The organism is Leclercia pneumoniae (genome assembly GCF_017348915.1).
Taxonomy (GTDB): Bacteria; Pseudomonadota; Gammaproteobacteria; order Enterobacterales; family Enterobacteriaceae; genus Enterobacter; species Enterobacter pneumoniae.
Genome location: NZ_CP071383.1, coordinates 3,880,868 through 3,899,568, shown reverse-complemented (window position 1 = coordinate 3,899,568; position 18,701 = coordinate 3,880,868). Strand labels below are relative to the sequence as shown.

Here is an 18,701-nt window from a genome sequence, read left to right as displayed (position 1 = left end):
CTATGGATAAGAAATCTGCTCGTATCCGTCGTGCGACCCGCGCACGCCGCAAGCTCAAAGAGCTGGGTGCAACTCGCCTGGTGGTACATCGTACCCCGCGTCATATTTACGCACAGGTAATTGCACCGAACGGTTCTGAAGTTCTGGTAGCTGCTTCTACTGTAGAAAAAGCTATTACTGAACAATTGAAGTACACCGGTAACAAAGACGCTGCTGCAGCTGTAGGTAAAGCTGTTGCTGAACGCGCTCTGGAAAAAGGTATCACTAACGTGTCCTTTGACCGTTCCGGGTTCCAATATCATGGTCGTGTCCAGGCACTGGCAGATGCTGCCCGTGAAGCTGGCCTTCAGTTCTAAGGTAGAGGTGTAAGATGGCTCACATCGAAAAACAGGCTGGCGAACTGCAGGAAAAGCTGATCGCGGTTAACCGCGTATCCAAAACCGTAAAAGGTGGCCGTATTTTCTCCTTCACAGCTCTGACTGTAGTTGGTGATGGTAATGGTCGCGTTGGTTTTGGTTACGGTAAAGCGCGTGAAGTTCCAGCAGCGATCCAGAAAGCGATGGAAAAAGCCCGTCGCAATATGATTAACGTCGCGCTGAACCACGGCACCCTGCAGCACCCAGTTAAGGGTACTCACACGGGTTCTCGTGTCTTCATGCAGCCGGCTTCAGAAGGTACCGGTATCATCGCCGGTGGTGCAATGCGTGCCGTTCTGGAAGTCGCTGGGGTTCATAACGTTCTGGCTAAAGCATATGGTTCCACCAACCCGATCAACGTGGTTCGTGCAACTATTGATGGCCTGGAAAATATGAAATCTCCAGAAATGGTCGCTGCCAAGCGTGGTAAATCCGTTGAAGAAATTCTGGGGTAATTGACCATGGCAAAGACTATTAAAATCACTCAAACCCGCAGTGCAATCGGACGTCTGCCGAAACACAAGGCAACGCTGCTTGGCCTGGGTCTGCGTCGTATTGGTCATACCGTTGAGCGCGAGGATACTCCTGCTGTACGTGGTATGGTCAACGCGGTTTACTTCATGGTTAAAGTTGAGGAGTAAGAGATGCGTTTAAATACTCTGTCTCCAGCCGAAGGCTCTAAAAAGGCGGGTAAACGCCTGGGTCGTGGTATCGGTTCTGGCCTCGGCAAAACCGGTGGTCGTGGTCACAAAGGTCAGAACTCTCGTTCTGGCGGTGGCGTACGTCGCGGTTTCGAGGGTGGCCAGATGCCACTGTACCGTCGTCTGCCGAAATTCGGCTTCACTTCTCGCAAAGCAGCGATCACAGCGGAAATCCGTCTGTCTGACCTGGCGAAAGTTGAAGGCGGCGTCGTTGACCTGAACACGCTGAAAGCAGCAAACATTATCGGTATCCAGATCGAGTTCGCGAAAGTGATCCTGGCTGGTGAAGTTTCTACTCCGGTAACTGTTCGTGGCCTGCGTGTTACTAAAGGCGCTCGTGCTGCTATCGAAGCTGCTGGCGGTAAAATCGAGGAATAAGTAGCAGATGGCTAAACAACCGGGATTAGATTTTCAAAGTGCCAAAGGTGGGCTTGGCGAGCTGAAACGCAGACTTTTGTTTGTTGTAGGTGCGCTGATCGTTTTCCGTATTGGCTCTTTTATTCCGATCCCTGGTATTGATGCCGCTGTACTTGCCAAACTGCTTGAGCAACAGCGAGGCACCATCATTGAAATGTTTAACATGTTCTCTGGTGGTGCTCTCAGCCGAGCTTCTATCTTCGCTCTGGGTATCATGCCGTATATTTCGGCATCGATTATTATCCAGCTGCTGACGGTCGTTCATCCGACCCTGGCAGAACTGAAGAAAGAAGGGGAGTCTGGTCGTCGTAAGATCAGCCAGTACACCCGTTACGGCACTCTGGTGCTGGCAATATTCCAGTCAATCGGTATTGCTACCGGTTTACCGAATATGCCTGGTATGCAGGGCCTGGTTATTAACCCAGGCTTTGCATTCTATTTCACCGCTGTTGTTAGTCTGGTCTCAGGAACTATGTTCCTGATGTGGCTCGGCGAACAGATTACTGAGCGTGGTATCGGAAACGGTATCTCAATCATTATCTTCGCTGGTATCGTTGCGGGACTCCCGCCAGCCATTGCCCATACTATCGAGCAAGCGCGTCAAGGCGACCTGCACTTCCTCTTGTTGCTGTTGGTTGCAGTATTAGTATTTGCAGTGACGTTCTTTGTTGTATTCGTTGAACGTGGTCAACGCCGCATTGTGGTAAACTACGCAAAACGTCAGCAAGGTCGTCGTGTCTATGCTGCACAGAGCACACATTTACCGCTGAAAGTGAATATGGCAGGGGTTATCCCGGCGATCTTCGCTTCCAGTATTATTCTGTTCCCGGCTACCATCACGTCATGGTTCGGGGGCGGTACTGGTTGGAACTGGCTGACAACAATTTCGCTGTATTTGCAGCCTGGGCAACCGCTTTATGTGTTACTCTATGCGTCTGCGATCATCTTCTTCTGTTTCTTCTACACGGCGTTGGTCTTCAACCCGCGTGAAACAGCAGATAACCTGAAGAAGTCCGGTGCATTTGTACCAGGAATTCGTCCGGGAGAGCAAACGGCGAAGTATATCGATAAAGTAATGACTCGCCTGACTTTGGTTGGTGCGCTTTATATTACTTTTATCTGCCTGATCCCGGAGTTCATGCGTGATGCAATGAAAGTACCGTTCTACTTCGGTGGGACCTCACTGCTTATCGTTGTTGTCGTGATTATGGACTTTATGGCTCAAGTGCAAACTCTGATGATGTCGAGTCAGTACGAGTCTGCATTGAAGAAGGCGAACCTGAAAGGCTACGGCCGCTAAATGGTCGCCTGAGAAGTTACGGAGAGTAAAAATGAAAGTTCGTGCTTCCGTCAAGAAATTATGCCGTAACTGCAAAATCGTTAAGCGTGATGGTGTCATCCGTGTGATTTGCAGTGCCGAGCCGAAGCATAAACAGCGCCAAGGCTGATTATTTCGCATATTTTTCTTGCAAAGTTGGGTTGAGCTGGCTAGATTAGCCAGCCAATCTTTTGTATGTCTGTACGTTTCCATTTGAGTATCCTGAAAACGGGCTTTTCAGCATGGTGCGTACATATTAAATAGTAGGAGTGCATAGTGGCCCGTATAGCAGGCATTAACATTCCTGATCAGAAACATGCTGTGATCGCATTAACTTCGATCTACGGCGTCGGCAAGACCCGTTCCAAAGCCATTCTGGCTGCAGCGGGTATCGCTGAAGATGTTAAGATCAGTGAGCTGTCTGAAGAACAAATCGACACGCTGCGTGACGAAGTTGCCAAATTTGTCGTTGAAGGTGATCTGCGCCGTGAAATTAGCATGAGCATCAAGCGCCTGATGGATCTTGGTTGCTATCGCGGTTTGCGTCATCGTCGTGGTCTGCCAGTGCGCGGTCAGCGTACTAAGACCAACGCACGTACCCGTAAGGGTCCGCGCAAACCGATCAAGAAATAATCGGGGTGATTGAATAATGGCAAAGGCACCAGTTCGTGCACGTAAACGTGTAAGAAAACAAGTCTCTGACGGCGTGGCTCATATCCATGCTTCTTTCAACAACACCATCGTTACTATTACTGATCGTCAGGGTAACGCATTGGGTTGGGCAACAGCCGGTGGTTCCGGTTTCCGTGGTTCTCGCAAATCCACTCCGTTCGCAGCTCAGGTTGCAGCAGAGCGTTGTGCAGAAGCCGTAAAAGAATACGGCATCAAGAATCTGGAAGTTATGGTTAAAGGTCCGGGTCCGGGTCGTGAATCTACTGTTCGCGCTCTGAACGCCGCTGGTTTCCGCATCACGAATATTACTGATGTGACTCCGATCCCTCATAACGGTTGTCGTCCGCCGAAAAAACGTCGCGTATAACGCTCGTTTTTTAGGTTAGTTGGAGATAGAAAATGGCAAGATATTTGGGTCCTAAGCTCAAGCTGAGCCGTCGTGAGGGCACCGACTTATTCCTTAAGTCTGGCGTTCGCGCGATCGATACCAAGTGTAAAATTGAACAAGCTCCTGGCCAGCACGGTGCGCGTAAACCGCGTCTGTCTGACTATGGTGTGCAGTTGCGTGAAAAGCAAAAAGTTCGCCGTATGTACGGTGTGCTGGAGCGTCAGTTCCGTAACTACTATAAAGAAGCAGCACGTCTGAAAGGCAACACCGGTGAAAACCTGTTGGCTCTGCTGGAAGGTCGTCTGGACAACGTTGTATACCGTATGGGCTTCGGTGCTACTCGCGCTGAATCACGCCAGCTGGTTAGCCATAAAGCAATCATGGTAAACGGTCGTGTTGTTAACATCGCTTCTTATCAGGTTAAAGCGAATGACGTTGTTAGCATTCGTGAGAAAGCGAAAAAGCAATCTCGCGTGAAAGCCGCTCTGGAGCTGGCTGAGCAGCGTGAAAAGCCAACCTGGCTGGAAGTTGATGCTGGCAAGATGGAAGGTACGTTCAAGCGTCAGCCGGAACGTTCTGATCTGTCTGCGGACATTAACGAACACCTGATCGTCGAGCTTTACTCCAAGTAAAGCTTAGTACCAAAGAGAGGACACAATGCAGGGTTCTGTGACAGAGTTTCTAAAACCGCGCCTGGTAGATATCGAGCAAGTGAGTTCGACGCACGCCAAGGTGACCCTTGAGCCTTTAGAGCGTGGCTTTGGCCACACTTTGGGTAACGCACTGCGCCGTATTCTGCTCTCATCGATGCCGGGTTGCGCGGTGACCGAGGTTGAGATTGATGGTGTACTTCATGAGTACAGCACCAAAGAAGGCGTTCAGGAAGATATCCTTGAAATCCTGCTCAACCTGAAAGGGCTGGCGGTGAGAGTTCAGGGTAAAGATGAAGTTATTCTTACTCTGAATAAATCTGGCATTGGCCCTGTGACTGCAGCCGACATCACCCATGACGGTGATGTTGAAATCGTCAAGCCGCAGCACGTGATCTGCCACCTGACCGATGAGAACGCGGCTATTAGCATGCGTATCAAAGTTCAGCGCGGTCGTGGTTATGTGCCGGCTTCTGCCCGAATTCATTCGGAAGAAGATGAGCGCCCAATCGGCCGTCTGCTGGTCGACGCATGCTACAGCCCTGTAGAGCGTATTGCCTACAATGTTGAAGCAGCGCGTGTAGAACAGCGTACCGACCTGGACAAGCTGGTCATCGAAATGGAAACCAACGGCACAATCGATCCTGAAGAGGCGATTCGTCGTGCGGCAACCATCCTGGCAGAACAACTGGAAGCTTTCGTTGACTTACGTGATGTACGTCAGCCGGAAGTGAAAGAAGAGAAACCAGAATTCGATCCGATCCTGCTGCGCCCTGTTGACGATCTCGAGTTGACTGTCCGCTCTGCTAACTGCCTCAAGGCAGAAGCTATCCACTATATCGGTGATCTGGTACAGCGTACCGAGGTTGAGTTGCTGAAAACGCCGAACCTGGGTAAAAAATCTCTTACCGAGATTAAAGACGTGCTGGCCTCCCGTGGACTGTCTCTGGGCATGCGCCTGGAAAACTGGCCACCGGCAAGCATTGCTGACGAGTAACCGGATCACAGGTTAAGGTTTTACTGAGAAGGATAAGGTCATGCGCCATCGTAAGAGTGGTCGTCAACTGAACCGCAACAGCAGCCATCGCCAGGCTATGTTCCGCAACATGGCAGGTTCACTGGTTCGTCATGAGATCATCAAGACGACCCTGCCTAAAGCGAAAGAGCTGCGTCGCGTAGTTGAGCCGCTGATTACTCTTGCCAAGACTGACAGCGTTGCTAATCGTCGTCTGGCATTCGCCCGTACTCGTGATAACGAGATCGTGGCAAAACTGTTTAACGAACTGGGCCCGCGTTTCGCGAGCCGTGCCGGTGGTTACACTCGCATTCTGAAGTGTGGTTTCCGTGCAGGCGACAACGCGCCGATGGCTTACATCGAGCTGGTTGATCGTTCAGAGAAAGCAGAAGCTGCTGCAGAGTAATCTGCAGTAACGTAAAAAAACCCGCCTCGGCGGGTTTTTTTATATCCTGCTAATCTCGTCTTACCTACAATAGACGTATCTTTTTTGCGCTCTCCGGAGTTTTGCTATGTGGTTACTCGACCAGTGGGCAGAACGACACATTCTTGAAGCCCAACGTAAGGGTGAGTTCGACAATCTTCCCGGCAGCGGTGCTGCGCTCGTTATGGATGATAATTCTCATGTTCCACCTGAACTTCGGTCCGCCTACCGGTTGTTAAAGAACGCCGGCTGTCTTCCCCCCGAGCTGGAGCAACGAAAAGAGGCCGTCGAACTGCTTAACCTCATTCACGCTGTCAGGGAAGATGATCCCAACTATCACAGTCTGGCTAAACGTCTTGCATTACTTGAGATGAAATTACAGCAGGCGGGGATAAACACGGATTTTCTACATGGCGAATATGGCGCCAGGTTCCAACAGAAATTCAAAGAGAGATGATCATGTATCGCATCGGTGAAATTGCCAAACTGGCAGAGGTGACCCCAGATACCATTCGCTATTATGAAAAGCAGAAGATGATGGACCACGGTCTGCGAACGGAAGGCGGCTTTCGTTTATATACTGAAGATGACCTTCAGCGTCTGAAGTTTATCCGCCATGCACGACAACTCGATTTTTCTCTGGAGTCGATCCGCGAACTACTCTCGATCCGTATTGATCCACAACACCATACGTGCCAGGAGTCAAAAAGTATTGTTCAGGCGAGGCTGAATGAGGTCGAAGCCCGCATTCAGGAGCTGCAAACGATGCGCTTATCGCTACAGCGTCTGAACGACGCATGTTGCGGCACCTCACACAGCAGCGTATATTGTTCTATCCTTGAAACCCTGGAACAGGGATCAAGCGGCGATCCGAAAGGCTGTTGATTTTACCAGCGGCTGGATCGACACTCGCGCCGAAATACATATCAACTGGAGTCATTATGAGCCGTTATCAGCATACGAAAGGGCAAATTAATAATAACGCGATCGAGGCACTACTGCATGATCCCCTGTTTAGGCAGCGCGTTGAGAAGAATAAAAAAGGGAAGGGAAGTTTTTTACGGAAAGCCAAACATGCAAAACGAGGTAACTGGGAGGCCAGTGGCAAGCAAGCAGATAGCTTGTTTACCACTGGCCTTCTGGCTTAATCAGGGGCGATTATTCTGCTGTTTCAGTAAATCACGAATCTCAGTAAGCAATACTTCTTCTTTTGTCGGCGCTGGCGGTGCAGCCGGTTCTTCTTTCTTCTTGCGATTCAGCCTGTTAATAAGCTTGATGGCCATGAAAATGGCGAATGCAACAATCACAAAATCAAAAACATTCTGAATGAAGACGCCGTAGTGCATCACCACTGCTGGAATATCGCCCTGGGCTTCGCGCAATGTTATTGCGAATTGTTTAAAGTCGATTCCACCAATTAGCAGCCCCAGCGGGGGCATGATAATATCGGCAACCAGAGACGAAACGATCTTACCGAACGCTGCACCAATGATCACACCCACAGCCAAATCCACTACATTCCCGCGCATCGCAAATTCGCGAAATTCTTTAATAAAACTCATTATCTTCTCCTTGTGCCAGCTGACGGATTTAAGTTTAACAAATCATTAGCGAATTGCCATTTAAGAGAGAGACGCTTCACAGAAATATAAGCCATACATATTAACGGGTTAAATAAAAAAGGTGCAAATAACAGCACCTTTCTGGGATTACAGGAAGAAGGGACTTGGCTGGAATAATCTTTCGACGTCGGTAATAAACTTTTTATCCGTCAGGAACATAATGACATGGTCGCCTTGCTCAATACGTAAATTATCATTGGCAATCATGACATCATTCCCGCGGACCACCGCGCCGATGATGGTACCCGGAGGAAGCTTAATTTCGTCGATAGTACGTCCAACCACGCGTGAAGTTGTCTCGTCACCGTGTGCCACGGCTTCGATCGCTTCTGCAACCCCACGTCGCAAGGACGACACACCAACTATATCCGCCTTACGCACATGGCTGAGTAAGGCTGAGATGGTTGCCTGTTGCGGAGAGATAGCAATGTCGATGACACTGCCCTGTACCAGGTCGACATAAGCGCGACGTTGAATCAACACCATTACCTTTTTGGCGCCCATCCGTTTCGCTAACATCGCCGACATGATGTTGGCTTCGTCGTCATTTGTTACAGCAATAAAGAGATCAACCTGATCAATATGCTCTTCTGCCAGCAGCTCTTGATCCGAGGCATCACCGTAAAAAACGATAGTGTTTTGCAGTTTCTCCGCCAGCTCTGAAGCGCGTTGTTGATCGCGCTCGATCAGTTTGACGCTGTAATCTTTCTCGAGTTGACGCGCCAGACCGGCACCAATGTTACCGCCACCTACCAGCATGATGCGCTTGTACGGTTTTTCCAGTCGCTGCAGTTCACTCATTACCGCACGAATATGTTGAGATGCGGCAATAAAGAATACCTCATCACCCGCCTCAACGATCGTGGAGCCCTGCGGACGAATAGGGCGGTCATGGCGGAAAATAGCGGCAACGCGCGTATCAATGTGCGGCATATGTTCGCGCATGGTGGACAGTGCGTTACCAATGAGCGGCCCGCCGTAATAAGCTTTCACCACCGCAAGACTCACTTTGCCCTCAGCAAAGTTAACCACCTGCAGTGCGCCGGGATACTCAATCAGGCGGTATATGCTGTCGATAACCAACTGTTCAGGTGCGATAAGGTGATCGATGGGCACGGCATCGGAGCTGAAAAGCTTATCCGCGTCCCGTACATAATCTGGTGAGCGGATACGTGCGATACGATTTGGCGTATTGAAGAGGGAATAAGCGACCTGGCAGGCGACCATATTGGTTTCGTCAGAGCTGGTCACGGCAACCAGCATATCCGCGTCATCGGCACCTGCTTCACGCAGTACACGGGGATGAGATCCATGACCCTGTACAACACGCAGGTCAAACTTATCCTGAAGTCCGCGCAGGCGATCGCCATTGGTATCGACAATAGTGATGTCGTTATTCTCACCCACCAGGTTCTCAGCCAGCGTGCCGCCAACCTGTCCCGCGCCCAGAATGATTATTTTCATATCTCTCGACCCGTTTTCAACATCACTCTTTGATTAGCTTAGCGTAAAAGAAGCCGTCGCCTTCTTCAGCGCCAGGGAAGTTTTGCTTCCCTGGCTGCTCGGGCGTGCCAGTTAACGCCAGACGGGCGTTTGGCGTGCGCTTCAGGAAGGAGGAAACCTGCAGGCTATTCTCTTCAGGCAACACTGAGCAAGTTGCGTAAACCAGCGTACCGCCGGCTTTTAAATGAGGCCAGATAGCATCCAGAATTTCTGCCTGCAATTGTGCCAGCTCTTTGATATCGCGATCGCGGCGCAGCCATTTGATATCAGGATGACGTCGGATCACACCAGTAGCAGAGCAAGGGGCGTCCAGCAGAATGCGGTCAAATTGCGCATCCCCACACCATTGCGCAGGCGTGCGCCCGTCGCCCTGTTTAACTTCGGCCTTCATACCCAAGCGTTTAAGATTATCGTAAACGCGGGAAAGGCGTTGCTCGTCAACATCGACGGCCAGTACGCTTGCCTGTGGCGCAACTTCCAGAATATGGGTTGTTTTACCGCCAGGAGCTGCACACAGATCCAGAATACGTTCTCCGTTCTGCGGGGCAAGCCAGGTCATACAGCCTTGTGCTGAGGCATCCTGCACGGTTACCCATCCCTCTTCAAATCCCGGAAGGGCATGTACCGGCGCAGGCGAGGCCAGACGGACAGCATCGGGATAATCGGGATGGGTGTATGCGCTCATTCCGGCCTCTTCAAGCAACTTCAGCCATTCATCACGGGAGTGATGGTTGCGATTGACACGCAGCCACATAGGCGGGCGCTGATTGTTCGCTTCAACAATGGCTTCCCATTGCTGAGGCCAGGTTTTTTGCAGGCGTTTAAGAAGCCAGTCTGGATGCAAAAAGCGTTTCTCAGTGCGGGAAAATTCTGTCAGGAGTTCATCTTGCTGGCGCTGGAATTGACGCAGCACGCCATTGATCAATCCTTTAAGCTGTGGGCGCTTGATTGCGACAGCCCCTTCCACCGTTTCTGCCAGCGCGGCGTGTGGCGGAATACGGGTATGAAGCAACTGATAGAAGCCAACCATAATCAAGTAGTGGATGGTGCGCTGTTTCCCCGCCATAGGACGAGCCATAAGCTTAGTGATAAGCCATTCCAGCTGCGGCAGGGTGCGAAGTACGCCAAAACAGAGCTCCTGAAGCAGGGCTTTGTCTTTGTCGGAAACTTTTTGTTGAAGTGGTGGCAGCACATTGCTCAGTGACTGACCTTTTTCGACCACCTGTTCAATGGCCTGGGCTGCCAGGCTACGTAAGTTTTGTTTTTTCATATGTACAAAATAAAAATGCCCGGAAACTCCGGGCTTTAATAGAGATATGTTCAGGCGAGATGCGAGCCAGGAATAAACCATTCGCGGCGGGAGTTAAGAATATCCTGCGCGCTCATGGCTTTTTTACCGGCAGGTTGTAGGGATTCCAGGTTAAGGATCCCCTCAGCCGTCGCGACCTGAATACCCTGTTTACTGGCACTTAAAATGGTACCGGGTTGGGCATTAGCCTCACTGGCAATGACCGACGCTCGCCAGACTTTAACAGGCTGACCATCGATCTCCAGCCAGCTCATCGGCCACGGATTAAACGAACGGATACAGCGTTCAAGCTGAGCTGCAGAGAGAGACCAGTCGATACGCGCCTCCTCTTTGCTGAGCTTTTCGGCATAGGTGACCAGCGCTTCATCCTGAACTTCCGGTATCGCACTGTTATCGGCCAGCTGTTTCAGCGTATCGATAAGTCCCTGCGGGCCAAGCTCAGCCAGCTTGTCATACAGCGTGGCGCTAGTATCTTCCGCAGTAATGGGGCAAGCGAGCTTATACAGCATGTCTCCGGTATCCAGACCAACGTCCATCTGCATGATGGTGACACCCGTTTCAACATCACCCGCCCAAAGCGCACGCTGAATAGGCGCCGCACCCCGCCAGCGCGGAAGCAGCGAGCCGTGCACGTTGATACAGCCCAGGCGAGGCATATCCAGTACCGCTTTCGGCAGAATAAGGCCGTAGGCGACTACCACCATCACATCTGCGTTGAGATCGGCAACCAGCTGCTGGTTTTCCTGCGGACGTAATGAGACGGGTTGAAATACTGGAATATTATGCTCTTCAGCCAGAACCTTCACCGGACCAGGCGTCAATTTTTTGCCACGGCCCGCCGGACGATCGGGTTGGGTGAACACCCCAACAACCTGATGGTCAGAAGACAACAGCGCGTCCAGATGACGCGCTGCGAAGTCAGGAGTACCCGCGAATATGATACGTAGTGATGTAGACACGTTATTCCTTGTATCCAGAAATGCTTTAAGCGCGAGTGCGCAGACGATCCAGTTTTTCTACTTTCTGACGAATGCGCTGCTGCTTCAACGGAGACAGATAATCGATAAAGAGTTTACCGACCAGGTGATCCATTTCATGCTGAATGCAGATGGCCAGCAGACCATCGGCTTCCAGTTCGAACGACTTGCCGTCGCGATCGAGGGCGCGGATTTTGACTTTTTCCGCACGTGGTACCAGAGCGCGCTGTTCTGGAATTGAGAGGCAACCCTCTTCAATACCGGTTTCGCCGCTTTTTTCCAGCAATTCCGGGTTGATCAATACCAGGCGCTCTTCGCGATTTTCGGACACATCGATAACGATAATACGCTGATGAATATCGACCTGCGTGGCCGCGAGGCCGATACCTTCTTCGGCATACATCGTATCGAACATATCATCAATGATACGTTGCGTTTCTGCATTCACTTCTTTGACCGGCTCGGCGACTTTGCGAAGGCGCTCGTCCGGGATATGTAACACTTGCAAGACTGCCATAAATTTCCAGAGTCGTGTTCAGGAGTTGATAGAGATTAATAGCTCTATTCTAGACAAATCCCCCTCCGATTGACAGCATCACTGACCAATCGCAAAGATTGCTGAGGCGGCTTATGGCAAGGGAAAGGATGACTTCTACAGAGATATGGTTACGCCTGATCGATATCGGCGAACTTTACGGCGAAAGGATGGTGCTGTTAGCGCAGCGATTGCAGCAGGAAGGTCACATTGATACTGCAATGCTTCTCACGTTGGGTCTGACTCAAAAGCAAACGGAAAAATTCTTTGCCTGTGCACCACACGTTATCGAAAGCAGCCTGCGCTGGCTTGACGAACCAGACCATCATTTAGTTTGTGCTGATAGTCCGCTTTATCCTGTGCAGCTGCGTGCAATAAGCGACTTCCCCGGGGCGCTGTTTGTTATGGGCGAGCCCGCCATACTAAGCTCTGATCAGCTTGCTGTGGTGGGCAGTCGTGCGCACTCCTGGTACGGGCAGCGCTGGGGCTCGCTCTTCTGCGAAGTGCTGGTACGGGCGGGGCTGACCATTACCAGCGGTTTGGCGTGTGGCATCGATGGCATCGCCCATCGTGCGGCACTGGCGGCGCAGGGGAAAACTGTAGCGGTACTGGGCAATGGTTTGTCCAGTATTTATCCTCGCAGGCATGCGTCGCTGGCAGCAAATATCGTGAGCAACGGCGGGGCAGTGATATCGGAGTTTTCACTTGCAACACGACCCTGGCCTGGTAATTTTCCGCAACGAAACCGCATTATTAGCGGCCTGAGTCGGGGCGTTTTCGTGGTTGAGGCCATGCTGCGGAGCGGGTCCCTGGTCACTGCCAAATGCGCACTTGAACAGGGGCGAGACGTCTTTGCCTTACCGGGCGCGGTAGGAAGCCCTGGTAGCGAAGGCACACACTGGTTGATAAAGCAGGGAGCGACACCGGTGACAGCCGCCGAAGAAATAGTAGAAAGTTTGCGATATGGGCTAACCTGGTTGTCGAATCAGCCGGAAATGGCACTTTATTCATCAGATCAGGAGGACGTGGCATTGCCATTTCCTGAGCTCCTGGCTAACGTAGGAGATGAGGTAACACCTGTTGACGTTGTCGCTGAACGTGCCGGCCAACCTGTGCCAGTAACGGTAGCACAGCTACTTGAACTGGAGTTAGCAGGGTGGATCGCAGCTGTACCCGGCGGCTATGTCCGATTAAGGAGGGCATGCCATGTTCGACGTACTGATGTATTTGTTTGAGACTTACATCCATAACGAAGCTGAAACGCGCGTAGATCAGGATCGTCTGACGCGGGATCTTACCGATGCTGGTTTTGAGCGGGAAGATATCTATAACGCCTTACTGTGGCTTGAAAAACTGGCTGATTATCAGGAAGGACTTGCCGAGCCGATGCAGCTCGCGTCCGATCCGTTATCAGTACGCATCTATACGGCTGAAGAGTGTGAAAGGCTGGATGCCAGTTGCCGGGGATTTATCTTATTCCTGGAACAGATTCAGGTGCTAAACCTCGAAACACGAGAGATGGTGATAGAGCGCGTCATGGCGCTGGATACAGCAGAATTTGAACTCGAAGACCTGAAGTGGGTCATCTTGATGGTTCTGTTTAACATTCCCGGCTGTGAAAACGCCTATCAGCAAATGGAAGAATTACTCTTTGAAGTGAATGAAGGTATGCTGCATTAATTCACTATGCAGCACCAAGAGTTGTTATGGCCAAATCAGCACTTTTTACAGTGCGTAATAATGAGCCCTGCCCACAGTGCGGGGCTGAGTTAGTCATTCGGTCCGGGAAACACGGTCCGTTTCTCGGTTGTTCACACTATCCAGAATGTGATTACGTCCGTCCCCTGAAGAGTCAGGCGGACGGGCATATCGTTAAAATTCTGGAGGGGCAGTCATGTCCTGCGTGTGGCAGCGATCTGGCCCTGCGTCAAGGGCGCTTTGGCATGTTTATCGGATGTTGCCGTTATCCTGAATGCACGCATACCGAGCAAATCGATAAACCGGATGAAACGACTGTCGTTTGCCCGCAATGCCATAGCGGTCATCTGGTACAGCGGCGTTCGCGTTATGGTAAAACCTTTCACTCCTGCGATCGCTATCCAGACTGCCAGTTCGTTATTAACTTTAAACCGGTAGCGGGAACCTGCCCTGAGTGTCACTACCCACTACTTATTGAGAAAAAAACGGCCCAGGGTGTAAAACATTTCTGTGCCAATAAACAATGTGGAAAGCCGATACCGGCGGATCAAAAAAGTGAAGAATAGCCTGCCATCTACTTCCGTCTCCCATGCGGTGGAAGTATTAAAAAAAGAAGAAGTCATCGCCTATCCAACAGAAGCGGTATTTGGTGTCGGGTGCGATCCTGATAGCGAAGCAGCGGTTAATCGTCTGCTGGCACTTAAGCAGAGGCCTGTCGAAAAAGGGCTGATTTTAATCGCCGCCAGCTACGAACAGCTTAAGCCTTATATTGATGATTCTGCCTTGACGCCAGAGCAGCGCGACACGGTGTTTGCTGCCTGGCCAGGCCCGGTAACATTTGTCTTCCCGGCAAAACCCTCAACGCCGCGCTGGTTAACAGGGCGCTTTGATTCGCTGGCCGTGCGCGTGACGAATCATCCGCTGGTGGTTGAGTTATGTGAAGCTTTCGGTAAACCTCTGGTTTCAACCAGTGCCAATCTGACCGGGCTTCCGCCATGTCGTACGTCACAAGAAGTGCTGGCACAGTTCGGTGACGATTTCCCTGTGCTGATCGGTGAAACCGGCGGACGCACCAATCCTTCTGAGATCCGGGATGCTTTAACCGGCGAAAGCTTTCGCCAGGGATAATACGATGGAAACCTACGCCGTTTTTGGAAACCCGATTGCACACAGCAAGTCGCCATTTATTCATCAGCAATTTGCGCGGCAGTTAGAAATTGATCATCCGTATGGTCGCGTGCTGGCGCCGGTCGATGATTTTATCGCGACACTGAATAGCTTTTTCGCGGCGGGAGGGCAAGGAGCGAATATCACCGTACCCTTTAAAGAAGAGGCTTTTGCCCGTGCAGACGAGCTTACCGAGCGGGCTTCCCTTGCCGGTGCGGTCAACACTCTTAAGCGCCTGGAGGATGGGCGCTTATTGGGTGATAACACTGACGGTATCGGTTTACTGAGCGATCTGGAACGGCTTTCGTTTATCAAACCGGGTTTCCGAATTTTGTTGATTGGTGCTGGTGGCGCATCACGCGGCGTGTTGCTACCGCTATTGTCGTTGGATTGCGCAGTAACCATAACTAATCGTACGTATTCGCGTGCGAAAGAGCTTGCCGCGTTATTCGCCCATACTGGCAGCGTGAGTGCAGTCGCCCTCGATGATCTGGCCGGACATGAATTTGATCTCATTATTAATGCCACATCCAGTGGTATCGGTGGCGAGGTTCCCGCTATTGCAGCGTCGATAGTGAATCCGCATACCTTTATCTACGACATGTTTTATCAAAAGGGGAAAACCCCGTTTCTGAACTGGTGCGAACAGCAGGGTGCAAAACATGTCGCAGATGGTTTGGGAATGCTGGTAGGGCAGGCCGCTCATGCAGTTCTGCTCTGGCACGGTGTTCTTCCTGCCGTGGAGCCTGTCATTGAACGACTTAAGCAGGAGCTTCAGGCATGAATCAAGCGATCCAGTTTCCCGATCGTGAGGAATGGGATGAAAGCAAACAGGCTGTTTGCTTTCCCGCATTAGTGCATGGTATGCAGTTAAGCTGTGCAATAAGCGGTGAGACCCTGCGTAAACGGTTCGGTGGATCTGCGCCGCTGGAGATCTTTCGTGAGAATCGCTGGGATCTTGAAGAAGAGGCCAGCGATTTAATACGCGAGCAACAGGAAGATGATTACGGCTGGGTCTGGCTATCCTGAGCCAGATACTCATCTTTCCATTTCACATAGTTGTTTGCGGAATACTTTAATCCTTCGATTTCGGTCTCTTTAAGAGGCCGTATCTGTTTTACCGGGCTTCCCAGATAGAGGTAACCGCTTTCGAGGCGTTTATTTTGGGGAACTAAGCTGCCGGCCCCGATCATGACATCATCCTCTACTATTACACCATCCAGCAAAATCGAACCCATCCCGACTAAAACCCGGTTGCCGATCGTGCATCCGTGCAGCATGACCTTATGGCCAACCGTGACATCCTCCCCTATTACCAGAGGGTTTCCCTCAGGGTTGTAAGAGGATTTGTGGGTAACATGCAGAACGCTGCCATCCTGAATATTGCTGCGCGCACCAATACTGACGTAGTTAACATCTCCACGTATAGCAACCAGTGGCCAAATACTGACATCGTCGCCCAGCCGCACATCACCGATCACGACACTGCTGCTATCGATCATCACGCGCTCCCCTGTTTTGGGGAAGAGATCTTTATAGGAACGTAATACCGCAGACATATACACCTCGACTTATAAGAGCTGAAGCTGACTTTGATCGTGTTTGAGGATCGAAACAAGGGAAAATTCGTCAGTATTTAAGCAAATCGGACGGGATTTCAGCGAAAAGAACGGAAAATCAGCAGTCGGGAAAAAAGATCTAAAAAATGCTTGTGCTAAAAACTGGGATCCCTATAATGCGCCTCCATCGACACGGCGGATGTGAATCACTTCACACAAACAGCCGGTTCGGTTGAAGAGAAAAAATCCTGAAATTCAGGGTTGACTCTGAAAGAGGAAAGCGTAATATACGCCACCTCGCAACGGTGAGCTGAAAGCCGCGTTGCACTGCTCTTTAACAATTTATCAGACAATCTGTGTGGGCACTCAAAGTGACATGGATTCTTAATGTCTTCGGACAATAAATGAATACCAAGTCTCTGAGTGAACACGTAATTCATTACGAAGTTTAATTCACGAGCATCAAACTTAAATTGAAGAGTTTGATCATGGCTCAGATTGAACGCTGGCGGCAGGCCTAACACATGCAAGTCGGGCGGTAACACAGGGAGCTTGCTCCTGGGTGACGAGCGGCGGACGGGTGAGTAATGTCTGGGAAACTGCCTGATGGAGGGGGATAACTACTGGAAACGGTAGCTAATACCGCATAACGTCGCAAGACCAAAGAGGGGGACCTTCGGGCCTCTTGCCATCAGATGTGCCCAGATGGGATTAGCTAGTAGGTGGGGTAATGGCTCACCTAGGCGACGATCCCTAGCTGGTCTGAGAGGATGACCAGCCACACTGGAACTGAGACACGGTCCAGACTCCTACGGGAGGCAGCAGTGGGGAATATTGCACAATGGGCGCAAGCCTGATGCAGCCATGCCGCGTGTATGAAGAAGGCCTTCGGGTTGTAAAGTACTTTCAGCGAGGAGGAAGGCATTAAGGTTAATAACCTTGGTGATTGACGTTACTCGCAGAAGAAGCACCGGCTAACTCCGTGCCAGCAGCCGCGGTAATACGGAGGGTGCAAGCGTTAATCGGAATTACTGGGCGTAAAGCGCACGCAGGCGGTCTGTCAAGTCGGATGTGAAATCCCCGGGCTCAACCTGGGAACTGCATTCGAAACTGGCAGGCTAGAGTCTTGTAGAGGGGGGTAGAATTCCAGGTGTAGCGGTGAAATGCGTAGAGATCTGGAGGAATACCGGTGGCGAAGGCGGCCCCCTGGACAAAGACTGACGCTCAGGTGCGAAAGCGTGGGGAGCAAACAGGATTAGATACCCTGGTAGTCCACGCCGTAAACGATGTCGACTTGGAGGCTGTTCCCTTGAGGAGTGGCTTCCGGAGCTAACGCGTTAAGTCGACCGCCTGGGGAGTACGGCCGCAAGGTTAAAACTCAAATGAATTGACGGGGGCCCGCACAAGCGGTGGAGCATGTGGTTTAATTCGATGCAACGCGAAGAACCTTACCTACTCTTGACATCCACGGAACTTAGCAGAGATGCTTTGGTGCCTTCGGGAACCGTGAGACAGGTGCTGCATGGCTGTCGTCAGCTCGTGTTGTGAAATGTTGGGTTAAGTCCCGCAACGAGCGCAACCCTTATCCTTTGTTGCCAGCGGTCCGGCCGGGAACTCAAAGGAGACTGCCAGTGATAAACTGGAGGAAGGTGGGGATGACGTCAAGTCATCATGGCCCTTACGAGTAGGGCTACACACGTGCTACAATGGCGCATACAAAGAGAAGCGACCTCGCGAGAGCAAGCGGACCTCATAAAGTGCGTCGTAGTCCGGATTGGAGTCTGCAACTCGACTCCATGAAGTCGGAATCGCTAGTAATCGTAGATCAGAATGCTACGGTGAATACGTTCCCGGGCCTTGTACACACCGCCCGTCACACCATGGGAGTGGGTTGCAAAAGAAGTAGGTAGCTTAACCTTCGGGAGGGCGCTTACCACTTTGTGATTCATGACTGGGGTGAAGTCGTAACAAGGTAACCGTAGGGGAACCTGCGGTTGGATCACCTCCTTACCTTAAAGAACCTGCCTTTGTAGTGTCCACACAGATTGTCTGATGAAAAGTAACGAGCAAGACGGCTGCGAAGTCGCGACACTCCGTGTCCCCTTCGTCTAGCGGTTAGGACTCCGCCCTTTCACGGCGGCAACAGGGGTTCGAATCCCCTAGGGGACGCCACTTGCTGGGTGTGAGTGAAAGGCACAACCAATCAGTATCTCAAAACTAACTCAGTGAGTTATGTTTGAGATATTTGCTCTTTAAAAATCTGGATCAAGCTGAAAATTGAAACGACACACATGTTATGTGTGTTCGAGTCTCTCAAATTTTCGCAATCA

The 18,701-nt window shown here is 51.1% G+C and carries 26 protein-coding genes, 1 tRNA gene and 1 rRNA gene; 22 read left to right on the top strand and 6 right to left on the bottom strand.

Features of this window, described 5'->3' with window-relative positions:
• The first annotated feature begins 2 nt into the window (after positions 1-2).
• The 14 genes from rplR to JZ655_RS18870 all read left to right on the top strand — a co-directional run bounded on the left by rplR (position 3) and on the right by JZ655_RS18870 (position 7,149).
• Positions 3-356 carry a 50S ribosomal protein L18 gene (gene rplR / locus JZ655_RS18935; protein WP_040078359.1) on the top strand — a complete coding sequence of 118 codons (354 nt, stop codon included), beginning with the start codon at positions 3-5 and terminating at the stop codon, positions 354-356.
• Positions 357-370: 14 nt separating this feature from the next.
• Positions 371-871, top strand: a complete 501-nt coding sequence (gene rpsE, locus JZ655_RS18930) for a 30S ribosomal protein S5 (RefSeq protein WP_007369821.1) — start codon at positions 371-373, stop codon at positions 869-871.
• A gap of 6 nt (positions 872-877) precedes the next feature.
• Positions 878-1,057, top strand: coding sequence for a 50S ribosomal protein L30 (rpmD, locus tag JZ655_RS18925; RefSeq protein ID WP_003863301.1), 180 nt, complete (start codon positions 878-880; stop codon positions 1,055-1,057).
• Between the two features lie 3 nt (positions 1,058-1,060).
• Positions 1,061-1,495: a 50S ribosomal protein L15 gene (gene rplO / locus JZ655_RS18920; protein ID WP_003863304.1), complete on the top strand. Its 435-nt coding sequence runs from the start codon at positions 1,061-1,063 to the stop codon at positions 1,493-1,495.
• Positions 1,496-1,502: 7 nt separating this feature from the next.
• The gene (gene secY, locus JZ655_RS18915; protein WP_040078361.1) at positions 1,503-2,834 is read left to right on the top strand and encodes a preprotein translocase subunit SecY; all 1,332 of its coding nucleotides are present in this window, start codon (positions 1,503-1,505) and stop codon (positions 2,832-2,834) included.
• Between the two features lie 31 nt (positions 2,835-2,865).
• Positions 2,866-2,982, top strand: a complete 117-nt coding sequence (gene rpmJ / locus JZ655_RS18910; RefSeq protein ID WP_000868187.1) for a 50S ribosomal protein L36 — start codon at positions 2,866-2,868, stop codon at positions 2,980-2,982.
• 146 nt (positions 2,983-3,128) lie between these two features.
• On the top strand, positions 3,129-3,485 hold the full coding sequence (gene rpsM / locus JZ655_RS18905; RefSeq protein WP_003863308.1) for a 30S ribosomal protein S13: 357 nt from the start codon (positions 3,129-3,131) through the stop codon (positions 3,483-3,485).
• Positions 3,486-3,501: 16 nt separating this feature from the next.
• Positions 3,502-3,891 (top strand): 30S ribosomal protein S11, encoded by a 390-nt coding sequence (gene rpsK / locus JZ655_RS18900; protein ID WP_003863312.1) that lies wholly within the window; start codon positions 3,502-3,504, stop codon positions 3,889-3,891.
• Positions 3,892-3,923: 32 nt separating this feature from the next.
• Positions 3,924-4,544, top strand: coding sequence for a 30S ribosomal protein S4 (rpsD, locus tag JZ655_RS18895; protein WP_004868345.1), 621 nt, complete (start codon positions 3,924-3,926; stop codon positions 4,542-4,544).
• Between the two features lie 25 nt (positions 4,545-4,569).
• The gene (locus JZ655_RS18890) at positions 4,570-5,559 is read left to right on the top strand and encodes a DNA-directed RNA polymerase subunit alpha (protein WP_002919219.1); all 990 of its coding nucleotides are present in this window, start codon (positions 4,570-4,572) and stop codon (positions 5,557-5,559) included.
• A 40-nt stretch (positions 5,560-5,599) separates the two neighbouring features.
• Positions 5,600-5,983 carry a 50S ribosomal protein L17 gene (gene rplQ / locus JZ655_RS18885; protein WP_001216368.1) on the top strand — a complete coding sequence of 128 codons (384 nt, stop codon included), beginning with the start codon at positions 5,600-5,602 and terminating at the stop codon, positions 5,981-5,983.
• A 106-nt stretch (positions 5,984-6,089) separates the two neighbouring features.
• Positions 6,090-6,458, top strand: a complete 369-nt coding sequence (locus JZ655_RS18880) for a DnaJ family domain-containing protein (RefSeq protein ID WP_207292501.1) — start codon at positions 6,090-6,092, stop codon at positions 6,456-6,458.
• A 2-nt stretch (positions 6,459-6,460) separates the two neighbouring features.
• Positions 6,461-6,886, top strand: coding sequence for a Zn(2+)-responsive transcriptional regulator (zntR, locus tag JZ655_RS18875; RefSeq protein WP_046886571.1), 426 nt, complete (start codon positions 6,461-6,463; stop codon positions 6,884-6,886).
• Positions 6,887-6,942: 56 nt separating this feature from the next.
• On the top strand, positions 6,943-7,149 hold the full coding sequence (locus tag JZ655_RS18870; RefSeq protein WP_046886569.1) for an alternative ribosome-rescue factor A: 207 nt from the start codon (positions 6,943-6,945) through the stop codon (positions 7,147-7,149).
• On the opposite strand, the gene mscL is transcribed toward JZ655_RS18870, so the two are convergent.
• The 5 genes from mscL to def all read right to left on the bottom strand — a co-directional run bounded on the left by mscL (position 7,150) and on the right by def (position 11,929).
• Positions 7,150-7,563 carry a large-conductance mechanosensitive channel protein MscL gene (gene mscL, locus JZ655_RS18865; protein ID WP_046886568.1) on the bottom strand — a complete coding sequence of 138 codons (414 nt, stop codon included), beginning with the start codon at positions 7,561-7,563 and terminating at the stop codon, positions 7,150-7,152.
• 147 nt (positions 7,564-7,710) lie between these two features.
• Positions 7,711-9,087 (bottom strand): Trk system potassium transporter TrkA, encoded by a 1,377-nt coding sequence (gene trkA / locus JZ655_RS18860; RefSeq protein WP_040078369.1) that lies wholly within the window; start codon positions 9,085-9,087, stop codon positions 7,711-7,713.
• 22 nt (positions 9,088-9,109) lie between these two features.
• A complete protein-coding gene (gene rsmB / locus JZ655_RS18855) occupies positions 9,110-10,396 on the bottom strand; it encodes a 16S rRNA (cytosine(967)-C(5))-methyltransferase RsmB (protein WP_207292500.1) in 1,287 nt (428 codons plus the stop codon).
• Positions 10,397-10,446: 50 nt separating this feature from the next.
• The gene (gene fmt, locus JZ655_RS18850; protein WP_207292499.1) at positions 10,447-11,394 is read right to left on the bottom strand and encodes a methionyl-tRNA formyltransferase; all 948 of its coding nucleotides are present in this window, start codon (positions 11,392-11,394) and stop codon (positions 10,447-10,449) included.
• A 25-nt stretch (positions 11,395-11,419) separates the two neighbouring features.
• On the bottom strand, positions 11,420-11,929 hold the full coding sequence (def, locus tag JZ655_RS18845) for a peptide deformylase (protein WP_040078373.1): 510 nt from the start codon (positions 11,927-11,929) through the stop codon (positions 11,420-11,422).
• A gap of 128 nt (positions 11,930-12,057) precedes the next feature.
• Here def and dprA point away from each other — a divergent pair, with 128 nt between their 5' ends.
• From dprA to JZ655_RS18815, 6 genes are read left to right on the top strand one after another with little or no spacing between them, the layout of a single operon-like run.
• Positions 12,058-13,182 (top strand): DNA-protecting protein DprA, encoded by a 1,125-nt coding sequence (gene dprA / locus JZ655_RS18840; RefSeq protein ID WP_207292498.1) that lies wholly within the window; start codon positions 12,058-12,060, stop codon positions 13,180-13,182.
• Positions 13,154-13,627 (top strand): DUF494 family protein Smg, encoded by a 474-nt coding sequence (gene smg / locus JZ655_RS18835; RefSeq protein WP_040078374.1) that lies wholly within the window; start codon positions 13,154-13,156, stop codon positions 13,625-13,627. Before dprA ends, smg begins: the two co-directional genes overlap by 29 nt.
• A gap of 26 nt (positions 13,628-13,653) precedes the next feature.
• Positions 13,654-14,211, top strand: a complete 558-nt coding sequence (locus JZ655_RS18830; protein ID WP_207292497.1) for a DNA topoisomerase family protein — start codon at positions 13,654-13,656, stop codon at positions 14,209-14,211.
• Positions 14,201-14,773, top strand: a complete 573-nt coding sequence (tsaC, locus tag JZ655_RS18825; protein ID WP_046886563.1) for an L-threonylcarbamoyladenylate synthase type 1 TsaC — start codon at positions 14,201-14,203, stop codon at positions 14,771-14,773. Before JZ655_RS18830 ends, tsaC begins: the two co-directional genes overlap by 11 nt.
• 4 nt (positions 14,774-14,777) lie before the next feature.
• A complete protein-coding gene (gene aroE / locus JZ655_RS18820) occupies positions 14,778-15,596 on the top strand; it encodes a shikimate dehydrogenase (RefSeq protein WP_207292496.1) in 819 nt (272 codons plus the stop codon).
• A complete protein-coding gene (locus JZ655_RS18815) occupies positions 15,593-15,841 on the top strand; it encodes a DUF1488 family protein (RefSeq protein ID WP_046886561.1) in 249 nt (82 codons plus the stop codon). Before aroE ends, JZ655_RS18815 begins: the two co-directional genes overlap by 4 nt.
• Here the strand turns inward: JZ655_RS18815 and JZ655_RS18810 are convergent.
• Positions 15,817-16,371, bottom strand: coding sequence for a gamma carbonic anhydrase family protein (locus JZ655_RS18810; protein WP_207292495.1), 555 nt, complete (start codon positions 16,369-16,371; stop codon positions 15,817-15,819). The genes JZ655_RS18815 and JZ655_RS18810 overlap by 25 nt on opposite strands.
• 470 nt (positions 16,372-16,841) lie before the next feature.
• Here JZ655_RS18810 and JZ655_RS18805 point away from each other — a divergent pair.
• A 16S ribosomal RNA gene (locus JZ655_RS18805) occupies positions 16,842-18,381 on the top strand.
• A gap of 87 nt (positions 18,382-18,468) precedes the next feature.
• Positions 18,469-18,543: transfer RNA gene (locus JZ655_RS18800), tRNA-Glu, on the top strand.
• Positions 18,544-18,701: the final 158 nt, after the last annotated feature.

What these genes read in the sequence shown, in the direction of transcription:
- rplR (WP_040078359.1), top strand. Translation starts at nt 3, where the DNA reads ATGGATAAGAAATCTGCTCGTATCCGTCGTGCGACCCGCGCACGCCGC.
- rpsE (WP_007369821.1), top strand. Translation starts at nt 371, where the DNA reads ATGGCTCACATCGAAAAACAGGCTGGCGAACTGCAGGAAAAGCTGATC.
- rpmD (WP_003863301.1), top strand. Translation starts at nt 878, where the DNA reads ATGGCAAAGACTATTAAAATCACTCAAACCCGCAGTGCAATCGGACGT.
- rplO (WP_003863304.1), top strand. Translation starts at nt 1,061, where the DNA reads ATGCGTTTAAATACTCTGTCTCCAGCCGAAGGCTCTAAAAAGGCGGGT.
- secY (WP_040078361.1), top strand. Translation starts at nt 1,503, where the DNA reads ATGGCTAAACAACCGGGATTAGATTTTCAAAGTGCCAAAGGTGGGCTT.
- rpmJ (WP_000868187.1), top strand. Translation starts at nt 2,866, where the DNA reads ATGAAAGTTCGTGCTTCCGTCAAGAAATTATGCCGTAACTGCAAAATC.
- rpsK (WP_003863312.1), top strand. Translation starts at nt 3,502, where the DNA reads ATGGCAAAGGCACCAGTTCGTGCACGTAAACGTGTAAGAAAACAAGTC.
- rpsD (WP_004868345.1), top strand. Translation starts at nt 3,924, where the DNA reads ATGGCAAGATATTTGGGTCCTAAGCTCAAGCTGAGCCGTCGTGAGGGC.
- JZ655_RS18890 (WP_002919219.1), top strand. Translation starts at nt 4,570, where the DNA reads ATGCAGGGTTCTGTGACAGAGTTTCTAAAACCGCGCCTGGTAGATATC.
- rplQ (WP_001216368.1), top strand. Translation starts at nt 5,600, where the DNA reads ATGCGCCATCGTAAGAGTGGTCGTCAACTGAACCGCAACAGCAGCCAT.
- JZ655_RS18880 (WP_207292501.1), top strand. Translation starts at nt 6,090, where the DNA reads ATGTGGTTACTCGACCAGTGGGCAGAACGACACATTCTTGAAGCCCAA.
- zntR (WP_046886571.1), top strand. Translation starts at nt 6,461, where the DNA reads ATGTATCGCATCGGTGAAATTGCCAAACTGGCAGAGGTGACCCCAGAT.
- JZ655_RS18870 (WP_046886569.1), top strand. Translation starts at nt 6,943, where the DNA reads ATGAGCCGTTATCAGCATACGAAAGGGCAAATTAATAATAACGCGATC.
- mscL (WP_046886568.1), bottom strand. Translation starts at nt 7,563, where the DNA reads ATGAGTTTTATTAAAGAATTTCGCGAATTTGCGATGCGCGGGAATGTA.
- trkA (WP_040078369.1), bottom strand. Translation starts at nt 9,087, where the DNA reads ATGAAAATAATCATTCTGGGCGCGGGACAGGTTGGCGGCACGCTGGCT.
- rsmB (WP_207292500.1), bottom strand. Translation starts at nt 10,396, where the DNA reads ATGAAAAAACAAAACTTACGTAGCCTGGCAGCCCAGGCCATTGAACAG.
- def (WP_040078373.1), bottom strand. Translation starts at nt 11,929, where the DNA reads ATGGCAGTCTTGCAAGTGTTACATATCCCGGACGAGCGCCTTCGCAAA.
- dprA (WP_207292498.1), top strand. Translation starts at nt 12,058, where the DNA reads ATGACTTCTACAGAGATATGGTTACGCCTGATCGATATCGGCGAACTT.
- smg (WP_040078374.1), top strand. Translation starts at nt 13,154, where the DNA reads ATGTTCGACGTACTGATGTATTTGTTTGAGACTTACATCCATAACGAA.
- JZ655_RS18830 (WP_207292497.1), top strand. Translation starts at nt 13,654, where the DNA reads ATGGCCAAATCAGCACTTTTTACAGTGCGTAATAATGAGCCCTGCCCA.
- aroE (WP_207292496.1), top strand. Translation starts at nt 14,778, where the DNA reads ATGGAAACCTACGCCGTTTTTGGAAACCCGATTGCACACAGCAAGTCG.
- JZ655_RS18815 (WP_046886561.1), top strand. Translation starts at nt 15,593, where the DNA reads ATGAATCAAGCGATCCAGTTTCCCGATCGTGAGGAATGGGATGAAAGC.
- JZ655_RS18810 (WP_207292495.1), bottom strand. Translation starts at nt 16,371, where the DNA reads ATGTCTGCGGTATTACGTTCCTATAAAGATCTCTTCCCCAAAACAGGG.